The following is a 15344-nucleotide window of genomic DNA, read 5'->3' as shown; positions in this document are numbered from 1 at the left end:
GGGGACCCCAATTAGGAATTGCGCCAACCTCTGCGCTAGTATTTCCAACAGTCAAAGGCGCTCGCTTTTGATTGCCCCTGTAGCCCAATTGGCAGAGGCAACGGATTCAAAACCCGTCCAGTGTGAGTTCGAGTCTCACCAGGGGCACAGTACAACCCCGCTTCCTTCCGGATACATATCCATGAAGGAAGCGGGGTTTCGTCATGCCACTTTCTTTCTCTTACTGCGGCCTCGATTCAGCGTATATCCTTCCGCGAATTGCATATTTACACAACGCCCGAGAACCATGAATGCTGCAAAATAATACCCTCTTACCTCGAGACTTTAAGCACACGCCCATCTCATATAGGGTAGATAACCGTTAAAGTAATGAAAGATATGCAGGATTAGGCCACCTCGGGCGCAGCGTCGCCCCACGGTTCGGTTCTGAGCCACGAGTTTTTGACACCCCGAGTGGCCCGTCAACCGCAGTCATGTCTTATACCCAGGTAGATTTTTAATTTATGCACTTTATTTTGAACGCCATTCGTGGCGCCCTTATCGGTATGGCCGAGCTAGTTCCCGGCATCTCCGGCGGAACCGTCGCCCTCATCGTGGGGATTTATGAGCGCGCCGTCCGCAATGCCAATGACCTCATTTCCGGCAACTTTAAAAAGGTCGAGTGGTCCTTTCTGGGCTCCGTCGCCGTCGGCATGCTCATCGCCGTTTTCGGCTTTTCCACGCTCCTGTCCAACTTCGTCGACAACAACGTCTCTGCCTCCAGCGCGCTCTTTTTAGGCATGGTGGTCATCTCCATCATCGTTCCGCTTTCCATGTTGTCTAAGGCGGAGCGCACCGCCCCCTCCTCCATCATCGCGTTTATCGCTGCTGCCGTCGTGATTTTTATCGTCACGGGCTTTACCTCCGAGCCGCAGGATGACCCGAGCCTTATCGTGGTCTTCTTTGCCGCAGCGATTGCTGTATGCGCGCTAATTCTGCCGGGTATTTCCGGCTCGCTCATCTTGCTGACTATGGGGCTATATCAGCCGATCATCGGTGCGGTATCGGACCGCGAGTTAGGCACCATGGGTGTCTTTGCATTAGGCGCCCTGTGCGGCCTTGCCGCATTTATCAAATTGCTCAACTATTTGCTCAGCACCCACCGCGCTCCCACCCTGGCCGCCATGGCGGGCTTCATGCTGGGATCCCTGCGCGCCCTGTGGCCCTGGGGTGCGGACCAGGACGCCTCTTCGGGCGCCATCATCGGATACTTCATCCTTGGTGCCATCGTCGTGTCCATCTTCATCTACGTAGACCGCAGGAACGCACAAGCCATCGATGAAAGGACGGCGGAATATTAATGCCCTGGGCGATTAATCATCGACCACTAACGGCCGCCGTGATGGCGTGTGTACTGCCCTTGAGCGCGTGCGTGGTCAACGAGGAGGATTCGACTCCAGAGGGCTGGGAGGAGCCACAGACCAGCGAGGTTCCAGAGATCGCCGCGATGTACCACGACGATGATGGCGTGCTGACGGCGGGAACAAACCCGCCCTATGCCCCGTTTCAGCTCAAGGACTCCCACGGAGATCTGCAGGGCGTAGAGCTCGACCTAGCCCGCGCCGTAGCCGGGGTGCTGGGCCTGAAATTCCAGGCGCTGGAGCAAGACTTCTCCATGATCTTGCCGGCGGTACAGTCCGGCCAGATAGACATGGGGGCCTCCGGGTTTACGGATACGGCCGATCGCCGCGATGAGTTCGACTTCGTGGACCACCTCTATGCGGGCATCCAGTGGGCAGAGCTTGTCGATGGCCCCAATAAGGTCGATCCCCAAAACCCTTGCGGTTTGACCGTCGCCGTGCAGCGCACCACCGTGTCAGAGACCGATGATGTGCGCCCCAAGCAAGAAGCCTGCGATGGCGATCTCACCGTCTTGTCCTATGACACTGGGGATAACGCCGCGCTCGCCGTCCTGATGGGCCGCGCCGATGCCCTATCCGCAGACTCGCCGGTAACGGCTTGGGCGGTCAATCGCTCCGAGGGAAAGATGCGCGCAGTGGGCGATATGTTCCAGGCCTCTCCTTACGGCTTCGCAGTTCCGAAGGATTCGGACTTGGGCAAGGCCTCAGCCGCTGCCCTCCAACACCTCATTGATACCGGTGAGTACGCGGAGATCTTGGCCCGCTGGGGAATTGAAGATGGATTAGTAGACCAGGCGATGATTAATGAAAGGCCCATCAATGGTTAACGAGCACAAAGAGGCAACCGGCCCCACGGCACAGCAGGAGGCACCCGCCAAGATCGAAGCCCGGCCACTGCGCCACCCTTGGCGGTGGCTCTGCGCGGTCGTGCTGCTCATTCTTGGTCTGTGGTTTGTCATTGCCTCCGCGCGCAATGAGGCCTTTGGGTGGGATACGTACTTCCAGTATCTCTTTGATCAGCGCATCGCCATCGCCTCTCTGCACACGATTGCGATCACCATCTTGTCCATGATCATTGGCGTGATAGGCGGCGCCATCCTCGCCGTAATGCGCATGTCGCCCAACCCCATCCTGCGCGCCATTTCCTGGATCTTCCTGTGGATCTTTCGCGGCACGCCGATTTATGTCCAGCTTGTCTTCTGGGGCTTGCTATCTGCGATTTATCAATCCATCAACTTGGGCTTTGCAGAGGTCTCCCTGCAAAGCGTGTTGACCAATGCCTTCTTCTTGGCGGTCATGGGCTTGGGGCTCAATGAGGCCGCCTACATGGCCGAAATCGTGCGGTCTGGCATTTCCTCGGTGCCAGAAGGCCAAAAGGAAGCCTCCAAAGCCCTCGGCATGTCTTGGTGGATGACCATGCGGCGCACCGTATTGCCGCAGGCGATGCGCATTATCATCCCGCCGACAGGCAATGAGTTCATTTCCCTGCTCAAGACCTCGTCACTGGTGGTGGCCATCCCCTATACCCACGAGATCTTCGGCCGCGCCACCGATATTTCTGCAGCCCTCTTCCAGCCCATTCCGCTCTTGATGGTCGCCGCCTCGTGGTACTTGGTCATTACTTCCCTGCTCATGGTGGGCCAGTACTTCCTCGAGCGCCACTTTGAGCGCGGCGCCACCCGCGAGCTCACCGGGCGCCAACTTGCCGCGCTTGCCGATGCCGAAGGTACTATCCCCCGCAACGTCTCTGTAATCCAGGAGGGTAAAAACTAATGACTACTCCCATGATTTCCGCCCAGAATGTGCACAAATCCTTCGGGCAATTCGAGGTGCTCAAGGGCATCGATTTAGAGGTCCAGCCCGGCGAAGTTGCCTGTCTTTTAGGCCCTTCCGGTTCAGGTAAGTCGACCTTCCTGCGCTGCGTTAACCACCTGGATAAGGCCACGGCGGGCCGACTTTATGTCGATGGTGAGCTCATTGGTTACCGCGAAAAGAACGGAATCCTCTACGAAATCAGCGAGAAGCAAGCTGCGAAGCAGCGCTCCGATATCGGCATGGTATTCCAATCTTTTAACCTCTTCCCCCACCGCACGGTGATTGAAAACATCATTGAAGCACCGATGCAGGTCAAGAAGGTGCCAGAGGATAAGGCCCGGAAGCGTGCCATGGAGCTGTTAGATGAGGTGGGACTGGCGGCGAAGGCCGATAACTACCCGGTCCAGCTGTCCGGCGGCCAGCAGCAGCGCGTTGCCATCGCTCGCGCCGTGGCGATGGATCCAAAGCTCATGCTTTTCGATGAACCTACCTCCGCCCTGGATCCCGAGCTCGTCGGCGAGGTACTTCGCGTGATGAAGGATCTCGCGGCCCAGGGCATGACCATGCTCGTGGTTACCCACGAGATGGGCTTTGCGCGCGAGGTCGCCGATAAAATCTTCTTCATGGACGGCGGCGTAGTCTTAGAGTCCGGTACCCCGGCTGAAGTGCTCGACAACCCCCAGCAGCCGCGCACCAAAGAGTTCTTGTCCTCGCTGCTTTAGGTAGCCCTCGCGCGGTGTCAGCCGCGCCCTAGGCACCGTAGGTGACGACGCCGCGAATCAGCGCACTGAGAGCGCCGAGGCTAGCTACCGATAGCGACAGTGCGCGCGCGATATCCCTGGACACGATATGCGCGATGCGCGAGCCCAGCCAGATGCCGATGAACATGCCGGCAATGCCTGCGGGCCAAATAACCCAGGGCAGGCCATCGAATGTCGCAGCACCGAGCGCGGTCTTGGTGATAACGGAAAAGAGCCCGCCCACCACAAAGATCGGCTGCAAGGTCGCCGTGTACATTGCTTGCGGCCATTTGGCCGCTTGGGCGTAGACGGTAATGACTGGGCCTGCCACTCCCGCCAAGGTATTGGTAAATCCGCCAAGGATGCCCGCGGAGATGGCCGGGCCCTTGCCCTCCATCGGCGGGACGAACCTAGCGCCGTAGGTCACCACCGCCAGGGCGATAAGCAGTGCTGCACCCACCACTATCAATAGCCCTGCGGTATCGATCTTGCTAATCAACGCCGCGGCCGCCAGAGAACCGATAATCATCACGGGCGCGATGAGCCCAAACATTCTCCAACTGACATTGCGGCGAACAGTCACCGTGGTAAGCAGAGCATTGACCGCCGCCAAGACGTTGATCACGAGGATGCCTTCTACTGGGCCCATGACCAGCATCAGAATTGGCCCGCCAATAAGGCCAAGCCCCATGCCAGAGACGCGTTGCAGGGTGGATCCCGCGACAACGACGGCAAAAATAATCAGCGCCAATATCATCGGCGGTATTTTTCCTTCACCGCTTGTACTACCGGATCAGGAAGCATGCCGGTGACCTCGCCGCCGAATTGCGCGACCTGCTTGCATAGCGAAGAGCTGATGTAGCCGTACTTTTCATCGGTAAGCAAAAAGACCGTATCGATGCCGGACAAGCGCCGGTTCATCTGGGCCATCGGCAGTTCGTATTCATAGTCCAGGGAAGAACGCAGTCCCTTGACCAAAACGTCGACGCCGTGCTGCGAGGTATAGTCCACGAGCAGGCCGGACCAGTAGTCCACGTTAATACGCGCATCCACGCTTTGCCGGATGAGATCCATGCGTTCGTGCACGCTAAATAACCCGGAAGGCTTTTCTGGGTTGCCAGTAACGAGCACCGTAACCTCATCAAACATCTGGCTGGCGCGCTCAAAAATATTAACGTGGCCAAGAGTGATGGGGTCAAAAGACCCGGGACACACGGCTGTGGTCATAAAATATCGCTTTCTCTAGTTATCTAAGGTGTCATCGGTTTCGTCGGCATCGTCGGTACCGGGACGGGTATAGACTGCCATATCCATGCGCGCGATGCCGAAGGTACGCTTCTTTAATTTCTGCCCCGTCGGCTCAAAACCTTCGGGCCAGTCGGTCTCGGGCGATTCGACGTGGCGTTCAATGACCACCATTGCGCTATCTGTAAGCACTCGCTCTATTGCGGCGATGAGCCCGGCGACATCGTCAAACGCATAAGGCGGATCCGCTAGAACCAGATCAAAGTAGCCGCGCGGGGCGCTGGCCAGGTACGTAGATACCTTCCTTTCCTCCACGCGGGCACCGGGATGTTTCACCACGCCTATGTTGTGCTTGATGATGGACACCGCCGCAGGGTTGGACTCCACCAGCACCGCCTCGTCTGCCCCACGGCTTAATGCTTCCAGCCCCAAGGCGCCGGATCCAGCGAATAGATCAAGCACCGTGGAGCCTGCGAACCCCCAGCGGGCATTCAACGAGGAAAACAGGCCTTCCCTCGCGCGATCAGCGGTCGGGCGGGTTCCCTCTGCCGGAACTTTAATAGTCCGCCCCCGCGCTTCGCCTGCAATAATCCGCGTCATTTACGCTTCTCCAATCTCCATAATTAAGTCTCCGCCAATAACATCGCTAAAATCCGCCACCGCAATGCGAGAGATCGTCCCTGGACCAGGGGACACGACCGGCGATTCCAGCTTCGTTGCCTCAACGGTGGCTAGCTCCTGACCAGTGCTGATTTTCTCGCCTACATCGACATGGCAGCGAACGATGCCCGCGAAGGGGGCGTAGATTTTCATACCTATAGCCTATCCCCTCTTAGTTTTTCTCCAAGTATTCCTGCTCGCTTTGGCTCAAATTCCGCGTCAGCTCTTCGGCCAACTGGGGGTTGCGCTGGACCATGGCATACGCATCCGCGTGAGTGCGCTCGACAATATCTTGGTCATCGGCAAGGTTGAGCAACCGCAGCGTCCGGTGCGTACCAGATTGCACCGCACCCAGGATATCGCCCTCGTGGCGTTGCCGAAGGTCTAATTCCGCAAGGTCAAACCCGGACGAGGTCTGGGCAATCTGGGTTATGCGCCTATACGAGGGCGAATTATCCTCCGCTTTCGTATGCATCAGGCAAATGGACGCATTGCCGCCGCGGCCTACGCGCCCGCGTAATTGGTGTAACTGGGAGACGCCGAAGTTCTCTGCCTCGCGGATGAGCATGACCGTGGCGTTGGGAACATCGACGCCCACCTCGATGACCGTGGTGGATACCAAGATATCGATCTCGCCCCGGGCAAATGAGGTCATGACCTCATCCTTATTCGGCATCTTGCCGTGCAAGATATCTACCCGCAGTCCCTTAAACGGGCCAGCAGCAAGCTGTTCCGCCAGTTCAAGCACGCCGCCCTCGCCTTCGATGCGCGGGCAGACGATATACGCCTGGTGGCCATGCGCCACTTCCTCGCGAATGCGCTCAAGCGCCCGCGCCACCCAAATGGGTCGCCACTCCGCCACCACGGCGGACTGGATCGGCTTTCTCCCGCCGGGCAGCTCAGCGAGCGTCGATACGGCGAGATCGCCGAAAATCGTCATGGCGATGGTACGCGGGATGGGGGTTGCCGTCATAACCAGGACGTGGGGGCTTATCCCCTCGCGCGTCTTAGAGCGCAGGCTATCGCGTTGCTCCACGCCAAAGCGGTGCTGCTCATCCACGATCACCAAGCCCAAATCGAAAAACTCGACCGATTCTTGAATGATGGCATGCGTGCCGATGACGATATTCGCCTCACCCGAGACGATATCCAGGAGGGCTTGGCGCTTCTCGGCGGTCCGCATGGAGCCGGTTAAGAGCACAACCTTGACACCGTCTGGAACCGACGTGCCAATAGAGGCCGCGTGCTGGGAGGCCAAGACCTCGGTGGGAGCCAGCAGCGCCGCCTGGCTTCCGGCATCGATGGCCTGCAGCATGGCGCAGGTGGCGACCATGGTTTTTCCCGAGCCCACCTCGCCCTGCAACAAGCGCATCATGGGTAAGGAACCAGACAGGTCATCATCAATCTCAGTGATGACCCTGCGCTGGCCCTGTGTGAGCTCAAAGGGCAGGTGCGTCAATAACTCTTCGCGGAAACCGCCCAAAATGGCGGGCATCGTCGGCGCCGTGTGCGCATGCGCATCGCGCTGGCGCAGCGCCATGACCAGGCCAATGGAAAGCGCCTCGTTGTACTTAAGGCGCTGGATCGCGCGCTGTGGGCCAGCCGCGCCGGGCTCGTGGATTTCGCGCACCGCTTGATCCAGGCTGATAATCATCTGCTGGTCCAAAGGCTCCCGGATGGTGGGGGTATGCGCGAGCACGTAGTGGATTGCCCCCATGAGGTACCACGAGGTTATCTTTGCCGTGGCGGGATATACCGGGATCCATTCCCGCTCGAGCAATAATTTATCGAGCCGTCCGAATTGGGACAGGTTGCGCAGGGACCCGGTCGCCTTCTGCGGTTTTTTCTTTCCCGCCGCAGGCGCCTGGTAGGCGGCGAGTTCCCCGTCTGGGCGCCCGAAGGCATCGATTTCTACGAAATCCGGCTGTTGTAGTTGGGGCTGTTGGCGGAAGTACTTCAATTTTCCGCTCATCATCACCCGCTGCCCGCGGTGGAGCATGCGCAAAACGTACATGGCATTAAAAAACGTGGCGATGATATGACCATCAAGCTGGACGTTGATGATGGTCGTCTTCCCCGTATCGCGGGTTGTTATTCCCGTTACTGTTCCGGTGACGGTGACGATATCGCCCTCGGCGGCATCGCCAAGCCCCACGTCTTGATTATGGCGAATGTAATCGCGCGGATAGTGCGCCAAGAGCTCCCCGCAGGTCTTATATCCCAGCGCCTTGGTGATCTTCGTGGCGTCTTTTTTATCCAGTACATCGGTCAAAGGGCGGTCATCCTGCCAGCCAAGCATCGCTATTCCACCCCAATCTCGGTGGGAATATCCGGCACCTGCAAGGCAACCACATCGACGCCGAGCTCTGCCGCCAATGCTTCTTGCGAGATCTTGAGTGGGCTAATGACCGTGACCTGTTCTCCGCCTGCGGCAAGCAGCTGGCGGCACATCTGCGCGATGGCTGCCTCTGTTTCTTCTGTTGGGTGCGCCACCCGCATCGACTGCGCAGCATCGCGCATGGATTCTACGACCGCGGCGGTATCCGCATTATCCGGTTCATAGACGGAGATGGCGGGCAGCCCCGCCGCAAGGGAAGAAATGTCCACGGTATGCGCTGCAGTTGCGTGTTCTTCTAGCCCGCTGGATAAAACGATATCCTCGCCCGCCGCGTGGATGGTTTCTCCTGGTTCGACCACCGTAACCCCAGCGGACTGCACCAGCTCGGCCATGGGGCCGGCGGGCACCGCGGCATAGACGGTGCGCGTATGACCGGCGCCAGTGTCTCCGCGCGGGGCCGAGGTTTCCGGAAGTGCCTCAAGGCGCAGGTTGCTGACAGATCCTGCGGCAAAGGCGGTTTCGATGACCTTGCCGGCTTGGGTGGAATGGATGTGGATCGAAGCGCTATCGTCGCTTGCTTGCGCGATGACCAAGCTCGTGCCCAAGGGAGCAATCTTCTCCTTCAGTACCGCGCTATCGCCTTCGAAAAAGAAGACCACCTCAAGTTCGGTGACGGCCTCCGGCATGGATTCGGCTGCGTGGCTAGTCGTGCCCTCGATTTCTGCGAGGAGGGCTTCTAAAAGGATGACTAAACCGGCACCGCCTGCATCCACGACCCCGGCTGCGCGCAGTTCTGGCAGCTGCGAGGGTGTTTCCGCAAGGGCTTTCTGGGCGGCGGAAATCGTCTCCGCTACGACGCCGTGAAAACTAGATTCGGGTTGCCGCGCGGTGCTTTCCGCTGTTTCTGCGGCGCATCGCAGTACGGTAATAACCGTTCCTTCCACCGGTTCCGCAATCGCGCGGTCCACGAGCTCTACCGCATGCATAAGCGAAGCTGCAAAGATGGCGCCATCGATGGTGGAATCCACGGTGGCCTCCGCGACCCCGCGCAAGACCTGCGAGAGGACCATTCCGGAATTTCCCCGCGCCCCGCGCACGGCCCCCATCGCAAGCGCGGCCGCAACGTCGCCGTCGCCTTTTTCCACCTCGGCGACGGCGGCTTCCATGGTGTGCGCCATATTCGAGCCGGTATCAGAATCCGGCACCGGAAAAACGTTGAGCGCATTGATTTCGGCGCGCCGATGGGAAAGCTCGCCTACAGCGCGGTGCGCCCAATTGCGCAATCCGTGAGCGTCCAGCGTGCTGGGGTATGACATGCGCAATAGTTTACAAGTCCCACGCGATCTCTCGCGCGCCTTGGTCCCGCAAAAGGGCGTTTGCCCGCGAAAATGGGCGGGACCCAAAGAACCCGCGGCTGGCCGAAAGCGGCGACGGGTGCGGCGAGGTAATGCAGGGCACATCGGGAAGGAAGCGCTCGCAGGATTGGGCATCGCGGCCCCATAAAATGGCCACCATAGGCGTGCGGTTAAGGGCGCGAATGGCGGCCTCGGTCACCTCTTCCCAGCCGATGCGCCGGTGCGATCCCGTCTGCCCCGGCGCCACGGTCAGCACCCTGTTCAGAAGCAGTACCCCCTGGTCGGCCCAGGCGCTCAGATCGCCGTCTTCGCGCCCGCGAACGCCCACATCGTCATACAGCTCACGGTAAATATTGACCAAGGAGCGCGGGGGTTTGACCCCCGGCTTGGTGGAAAAGGCCATCCCCATCGCGTGGCCCGGGGTGGGATAGGGGTCTTGGCCAACGATGAGCACGCGGACATCCTCAAGCGGCATCTGCAATGCCCTGCACACGTCTTCTGCCGGCGGCAGGTAATCCTGGTTGTCCAGCGCCTGAGAAATACGTGGCCACTGCTGCTCCAGCACCGGCGCGAGAACCGGTTCCCACGAGGGATGGTAAGTCGGGTGCATATCTAAAATCCTGCCCACCCTTCTGCATAACGGGGTCGTTGACCATCTACGGTGATGCCGCTCCCGCGCGAGACGGTGCCGATTTCCCGGAACCCCGAAGGCGCCTGCTTCGCGGTGGTTCCAATCAGGGTATGGTCCTCGCCGCCGGCCAGGACCCACTGCCACGGATCGCAATCGAGGACGGCGGCCGCGGCATGCAGGAGCGGATCGGGCTGGATGGCATCGGCATCCAAATCGATGTGCACCCCGGAGCGCTGCGCCATGGTTCCGCAGTCTTGGATGAGGCCATCGGAATTATCGGTCATTGCGGTGACCTCGGCGGCGCGGGCGATAACGCCGCGGCCGGGGCTGAGCCAGGGGGCGCAGTGGGCATCAATAAGCGGGTACAAATCCGCATGCTCTGCCGGTAGATCGCGGCCAAAACGCTGCAGCAACGACAAGCCCGCCGCCGCATGGCCAATCGCGCCGTGGGCTACGACCTTCTGGCCCGTGCGCGCCGCATCAAGGGTCAACGCTGCCCGGCTACCGCCCAAAAAGCCGATGGCGGTGATGTTGATAACCAGCAGGTCCGATTTCGTAATATCCCCGCCCACCAGCTCGGCGTTGTAGAAAGAGCAATGCTCGGCGATGCCCTTAGCCACGCCCCTGACAAAACTCACCGGCGTATCACCCGGTGCGGCGATGGCTAAAAGGGCCGCCACTGGGCGCGCGCCCATGGCCTCGATATCGGCGAAGTTGCGCAGGATGGCCTTCTTACCGATTTCGCGCGGGGTGGACCATTCCCGCAGGAAGTGGCGGCCATCTACCATCAGATCGGTAGAGGCCACCGTGCGCGAATTGGGCGGTGCCGCGAAAAGCACAGCAGCATCATCCCCATTCAAGCTGCTGGGAGCGGCCGCGGTGATTTCTCGAATCACCGCCTGCTCCCCCACGTCCGCGAGAGTCTGACTTAAGTTCACCGGCATCCTTTCGATAAAATGAACCCCTATGACATCCCAATTTAACCGCACCGCGATCTTCATTTCACTTGGGTTGTCCATAGTGATGGTTTTAGCGGTCCTTTTCGGCGCGAAATACGTATTCACAAACACGGCCAAGGCCCCCGTGGCGGTCTCCCCGGTGGATTCGCCAGAGGCCGATTCGCAGGCGTGCACGGACTTCGTGCATGCGCTTCCCGATGAAGCCATGGGCCAACCGCGCGCCGATATTGCAGAGCCCGTCCCCGCCGGCGTTGCCGCCTGGGCCGCTAACTCCCAGGAAAAGGTGACGGCGCGCTGCGGTGTTGCCATGCCCTTCCAGTACACCGATTACTCCACCACGCAAGACGTCGATGGTGAGCAGTGGTTCAAGGTCAAGGATGCGACCTCTGGTTCTAACCTCTCTACCTGGTATTCGACCCAGCGCTTCCCGGTCGTGGCGGTAACGACCTTTAATGATGAAAAGCCGCAAGACCTCAACGAGGCCGTTGCCACCCTGGAGAACAAGCCGGCCGAGGCCCACCCGGCACCCTTGCGCGATCTTAAGGCGGCAAAAAATGACCGCTGCGCCGCGGTAGAAAAAGCGCTACCGGATGAGATTGCGGATGGGTACCACCGCCGCGAGGTGGACGATAAGGACACCTACGTGTGGAGCTCTGAGGGGCACGAGGACATCGTCGCGCGCTGTGGCGTCGCCCAGCCAGAAAACTACGAGGCTGGCGTGCAGCTCCAGCAGGTCAACGATATTGCCTGGTTTGAGGATACGACCTTGGCCCAAGGCACGACCGCAGGAACCTGGTTTGCGCTCGGCCGCGAGAATTACCTAGCGCTGCACGCCCCGCAGGATTCCGCGCAGGCAGCACTGGTGGCGCTCAGCGATATCACCGCGAAGCACGTCCCAGAAAGGTAAAAGGAAGCCGCAGACCTACGCAGTGCGGGCCTCTGCGCTGGCGATGAGCACCTCAAGCAGCGTGGGGTAATCCACGCCAGAGGCCGCCAGCACCTGCGGGTACATGGAAATCGGGGTAAATCCCGGCAGGGTATTGACCTCGTTGATGTACAGGCCCTCTTCGGTAACGAAGAAATCCACGCGGGACAGCCCGGTGCAGTTAAGCGCCTTAAAGGCCCGAATCGCCATATCGCGCAATTGCGCCGTGAGTTCTTCTGGGAAAGGCGCGGGAATTTGGGCCGTGACCACGTTATCTAGGTATTTGGTCTCAAAACCATAAAACCCTTCATCGGAGTCATCGATGCCCTTAAGCAGCGCCGGCACAGAGGCAATAAGCTCGCCATCTGGGTATTGCAGGACGCCGACCTCTACCTCGCGGCCGACGATTTCTGGCTCGACCAAAATCTTGTCATCGTCTTCCAAGGCAATGCGCACGGCTTCTGGGAAATCCGCCCAGTCGCTGACCTTGGAGACGCCAATCGAGGAGCCCCCGCGGGCAGGCTTGACGAAGACCGGCAGGCCAAGCCGTTCTTTTTCTTCCACGGTCAATTCCGTGCGACCCTGCACGATGACCTCTGGTGCCACCGGCAGGCCCGCTGCGGATAAAATCTTCTTGGTAAATTCCTTGTCCATTCCCACCGAGGACGCCAATACGCCGGGGCCCACATAAGGGATTCCGGAGAGCTCGAAAAGCCCCTGCATAGTGCCGTCTTCACCATAGGGTCCATGGAGAATGGGAAAGATAACGTCAACCTGGGCATACAGCGAACCGTCACTAATCGCGCGGATTTCGCCCTTGCGCGTTGGATCCGCAGAAAGCGCCAATTCCGTGCCGCGCTTGACCTCAGGCATGACGCCATCGACGATTTCTAAACCCTCGGTATCGCCCGGTGTCCACGTGCCCTCGCGCGTAATGCCGATGGGCACCACCTGGAATTTTTCCGGGTCGAGGTGCTTCATAATTGCGCCTGCGGATACGCAGGACACGGAGTGCTCGGTACTGCGGCCACCGTAAAGGACGGCCACGCGGGTCTTTTCAGTCATGGGCGATGATTTTACCTTTCTGCTACTCCGACTTCTTGGAGCGACCCATAAGGGCAATGATCATATCGTCTACAGCCATGCCCTGATGACACACGCCGTAGACGGCTTCCGTAATGGGCATCTCTACCCCAGCCTGCTGGGCTAGGCGGAAGATGGAATCAGAGGAAAACACGCCTTCTGCCACCTGTCCATTGGTGGCCGCCTTCGCTTCTTCTAGGCTGCCACCTTGACCAAGGCGGTAACCGAAGGTCCTGTTGCGCGAGAGCGTGGAGTTACACGTGGCGACCAAATCGCCCAAACCCGCCAGGCCGGAAAAGGTAAATGGCTCCGCCCCCAAGGCCGTGCCCAGGCGCGTAATTTCCGCCAGGCCGCGGGTAATCATCGTGGCCATGGTGTTATTGCCCAAGCCCTTACCCGAGGCCATGCCGCAGGCCAAGGCGATGACGTTTTTGCACGCGCCACCGATCTCCGCGCCGATGACATCGGTATTTGTATAGGGCCGCAAGTAGGGCGCGGCGATGGCCGCCTGTACCGCCTTGGCGCGCTCTTCGTCGGTGCAGGCGATGACCGTGGCCGTAACCTGCCCCGCTGCTACTTCTTTGGCTAGGTTGGGCCCAGATAGAACCGCCACGCGCTGCGGATCCACACCCGCTGCATCCACGATGACTTCGCTCATGCGCTTGAGCGTGCTGGTTTCTACGCCCTTAGAAATGGAGACCAGCGTGGAATCCGCGGGCAATGCGGGCGCCCAGCGCTCCACGTTGGCGCGCAGGGACTGCGATGGCACACCGAAGACCACGATATCCGCGCCGGAAAGCACCTCTTCCTCATCGTGCGTGGCGCGCAGTGCCGCCGGAAGGTGGACATCCGGCAGGTAGTCAGGGTTGGTATGCGTTTCATTGATCGCTTCCGCCAATTCGGTCCTGCGCGCCCACAGGGTGACATCGTTTCCTGCGTCCGCAAATACCTTGGCCAAGGTGGTGCCCCAGGAACCGGCACCCATTACCGCTACTTTTACCATGGCTTCCTCCAAACGTTTTTCCTATTAGTTCCACCTTAAGGCATTTATCACTCCGGGCGTGGCAAGGATGCGGCAGGGATCTCCCCCGTGGAACAATGATGATGAGGTTAACGCCAATTTTTCACTTACCGAAGAAAGGCACGAAAAGCTATGCCGAGCGCGAAGAAGATGCACGAGACCGATAAAGATAAAAAGTCCGAAAAATTCATTTCCGGCCGGCACCAAGAAATTCCGGTGGATCCAGCCAAGGAATTTCCCCGCACTACCCTTGCCGCCGGCGCCGTAGTCTGGCGCGGCGACCCCGCGAACCCAGAGATCGCACTCATCCACCGCCCGCATTACGACGATTGGTCCCTGCCCAAGGGAAAGGTGGATCCAGGCGAATCCCTGCCTACCACCGCGGCGCGCGAAATTGAGGAAGAAACCGGCTTCCACGTACGCCTGGGCAAGTTGATTGGCAAGGTCACCTACCCCGTGCAGGGGCGCACCAAGGTGGTCTATTACTGGGCGGCGTTCTACCTCAGCGGCACCTATACCCCCAATGATGAGACCGATGAGCTGCGCTGGGTGCCCATTGACCAAGCACAGCAGTTTTTGTCCTATGACGTGGACAACGACGTCGTCTCCAAGGCACAAAAGCGGCTGCAGCTCGCCCCCACAACGCGCCTATTGTACGTTCGCCACGCCCACGCCCACGACCGCAAAAAGTGGGAGGGCGATGACAACCTGCGGCCTTTGGATAAGAAGGGGCGTCGGCAAGCAGAAATGCTCGTGCCCATGCTGGCGGCCTACCACCCCACCGCGATCTATTCCGCTCGCCCGCACCGGTGCCAGCAAACCGCCGCGCCGCTTGCCGACGAACTGGGCAAGGACATCGCCATTAATAAGGACTTTGGCGACGAGGCATGGGAAAAGAACCCGGCGGCCGCCAAGAAGGCTTTCCGCCGCGTAGTTGAAGACGGCGGGGTGCCGGTCATTATCAGCCAGGGACAGACCATCCCCGGCATCATCGAGGATTTGGCGCCGCAATTCCTCAAGAAGCCACAGGAGGAATTGAAGTTTAAAAAGGCCTCGGTGTGGGTCTTGTCCTTCAATAATGGTGAATTAACCGGGGCAGATTATCTTCCCAGCCCCCTGCCGGTGCGCTAGCTGGCTTGGCGCTAGCTGGCTTGAGGCGAGCGAGCCCCCGC

Annotated in this window: 16 protein-coding genes and 1 tRNA gene; 7 read left to right on the top strand and 10 right to left on the bottom strand. The window is 59.6% G+C overall.

What is annotated here, in order from left to right:
* Positions 1 to 73 precede the first annotated feature (73 nt).
* The 5 genes from EL217_RS05380 (at position 74) to EL217_RS05360 (ending at position 3937) form a co-directional block, all read left to right on the top strand.
* Positions 74 to 147 (top strand) — tRNA-Leu (locus EL217_RS05380).
* Positions 148 to 503: 356 nt separating this feature from the next.
* A complete protein-coding gene (locus tag EL217_RS05375; RefSeq protein ID WP_126318925.1) occupies positions 504 to 1340 on the top strand; it encodes a DUF368 domain-containing protein in 837 nt (278 codons plus the stop codon).
* Complete coding sequence (locus EL217_RS05370) at positions 1340 to 2227, top strand: ABC transporter substrate-binding protein (RefSeq protein ID WP_126318923.1); 888 nt, start codon at positions 1340 to 1342, stop codon at positions 2225 to 2227. Before EL217_RS05375 ends, EL217_RS05370 begins: the two co-directional genes overlap by 1 nt.
* Positions 2220 to 3173, top strand: coding sequence for an amino acid ABC transporter permease (locus EL217_RS05365; protein ID WP_005282650.1), 954 nt, complete (start codon positions 2220 to 2222; stop codon positions 3171 to 3173). The genes EL217_RS05370 and EL217_RS05365 overlap by 8 nt, the downstream gene beginning before the upstream one ends.
* Positions 3173 to 3937 carry an amino acid ABC transporter ATP-binding protein gene (locus EL217_RS05360; protein ID WP_005282644.1) on the top strand — a complete coding sequence of 255 codons (765 nt, stop codon included), beginning with the start codon at positions 3173 to 3175 and terminating at the stop codon, positions 3935 to 3937. Before EL217_RS05365 ends, EL217_RS05360 begins: the two co-directional genes overlap by 1 nt.
* A 28-nt stretch (positions 3938 to 3965) precedes the next feature.
* Here the strand turns inward: EL217_RS05360 and EL217_RS05355 are convergent, their stop codons facing one another.
* The 8 genes from EL217_RS05355 to EL217_RS05320 are packed head-to-tail and all read right to left on the bottom strand — an operon-like array spanning position 3966 to position 11203.
* Positions 3966 to 4712, bottom strand: a complete 747-nt coding sequence (locus EL217_RS05355) for a sulfite exporter TauE/SafE family protein (protein ID WP_005280302.1) — start codon at positions 4710 to 4712, stop codon at positions 3966 to 3968.
* Positions 4709 to 5182 (bottom strand): pantetheine-phosphate adenylyltransferase, encoded by a 474-nt coding sequence (coaD, locus tag EL217_RS05350; RefSeq protein ID WP_126318921.1) that lies wholly within the window; start codon positions 5180 to 5182, stop codon positions 4709 to 4711. The genes EL217_RS05355 and coaD overlap by 4 nt, the downstream gene beginning before the upstream one ends.
* 15 nt (positions 5183 to 5197) lie before the next feature.
* Positions 5198 to 5800 (bottom strand): 16S rRNA (guanine(966)-N(2))-methyltransferase RsmD, encoded by a 603-nt coding sequence (gene rsmD, locus EL217_RS05345; protein WP_126318919.1) that lies wholly within the window; start codon positions 5798 to 5800, stop codon positions 5198 to 5200.
* On the bottom strand, positions 5801 to 6013 hold the full coding sequence (locus tag EL217_RS05340) for a biotin/lipoyl-containing protein (RefSeq protein ID WP_005282633.1): 213 nt from the start codon (positions 6011 to 6013) through the stop codon (positions 5801 to 5803).
* 19 nt (positions 6014 to 6032) lie between these two features.
* On the bottom strand, positions 6033 to 8159 hold the full coding sequence (locus tag EL217_RS05335) for an ATP-dependent DNA helicase RecG (protein WP_126318917.1): 2127 nt from the start codon (positions 8157 to 8159) through the stop codon (positions 6033 to 6035).
* Between the two features lie 2 nt (positions 8160 to 8161).
* On the bottom strand, positions 8162 to 9514 hold the full coding sequence (locus EL217_RS05330) for a DAK2 domain-containing protein (protein WP_126318915.1): 1353 nt from the start codon (positions 9512 to 9514) through the stop codon (positions 8162 to 8164).
* 10 nt (positions 9515 to 9524) lie between these two features.
* Complete coding sequence (locus EL217_RS05325; protein WP_126318913.1) at positions 9525 to 10163, bottom strand: uracil-DNA glycosylase; 639 nt, start codon at positions 10161 to 10163, stop codon at positions 9525 to 9527.
* A 2-nt stretch (positions 10164 to 10165) separates the two neighbouring features.
* Positions 10166 to 11203: a thiamine-phosphate kinase gene (locus EL217_RS05320; RefSeq protein WP_126318911.1), complete on the bottom strand. Its 1038-nt coding sequence runs from the start codon at positions 11201 to 11203 to the stop codon at positions 10166 to 10168.
* Here EL217_RS05320 and EL217_RS05315 point away from each other — a divergent pair.
* Complete coding sequence (locus tag EL217_RS05315) at positions 11151 to 12050, top strand: DUF3515 domain-containing protein (RefSeq protein WP_126318910.1); 900 nt, start codon at positions 11151 to 11153, stop codon at positions 12048 to 12050. The genes EL217_RS05320 and EL217_RS05315 overlap by 53 nt on opposite strands.
* Before the next feature lie 15 nt (positions 12051 to 12065).
* Here EL217_RS05315 and EL217_RS05310 read toward each other — a convergent pair whose 3' ends face one another.
* Together EL217_RS05310 and EL217_RS05305 are read right to left on the bottom strand one after the other, a co-directional pair.
* The gene (locus EL217_RS05310) at positions 12066 to 13133 is read right to left on the bottom strand and encodes a D-alanine--D-alanine ligase family protein (RefSeq protein ID WP_126318908.1); all 1068 of its coding nucleotides are present in this window, start codon (positions 13131 to 13133) and stop codon (positions 12066 to 12068) included.
* Between the two features lie 22 nt (positions 13134 to 13155).
* Positions 13156 to 14154: an NAD(P)H-dependent glycerol-3-phosphate dehydrogenase gene (locus EL217_RS05305; protein WP_126318906.1), complete on the bottom strand. Its 999-nt coding sequence runs from the start codon at positions 14152 to 14154 to the stop codon at positions 13156 to 13158.
* Positions 14155 to 14304: 150 nt separating this feature from the next.
* Here EL217_RS05305 and EL217_RS05300 point away from each other — a divergent pair, with 150 nt between their 5' ends.
* Positions 14305 to 15303 carry an NUDIX hydrolase gene (locus EL217_RS05300; RefSeq protein WP_023028732.1) on the top strand — a complete coding sequence of 333 codons (999 nt, stop codon included), beginning with the start codon at positions 14305 to 14307 and terminating at the stop codon, positions 15301 to 15303.
* Positions 15304 to 15344 lie beyond the last annotated feature (41 nt).

The organism is Corynebacterium segmentosum, assembly GCF_900637825.1.
Lineage (GTDB): Bacteria > Actinomycetota > Actinomycetes > Mycobacteriales > Mycobacteriaceae > Corynebacterium > Corynebacterium accolens.
This window is presented reverse-complemented; position numbering and strand designations above follow the sequence as displayed.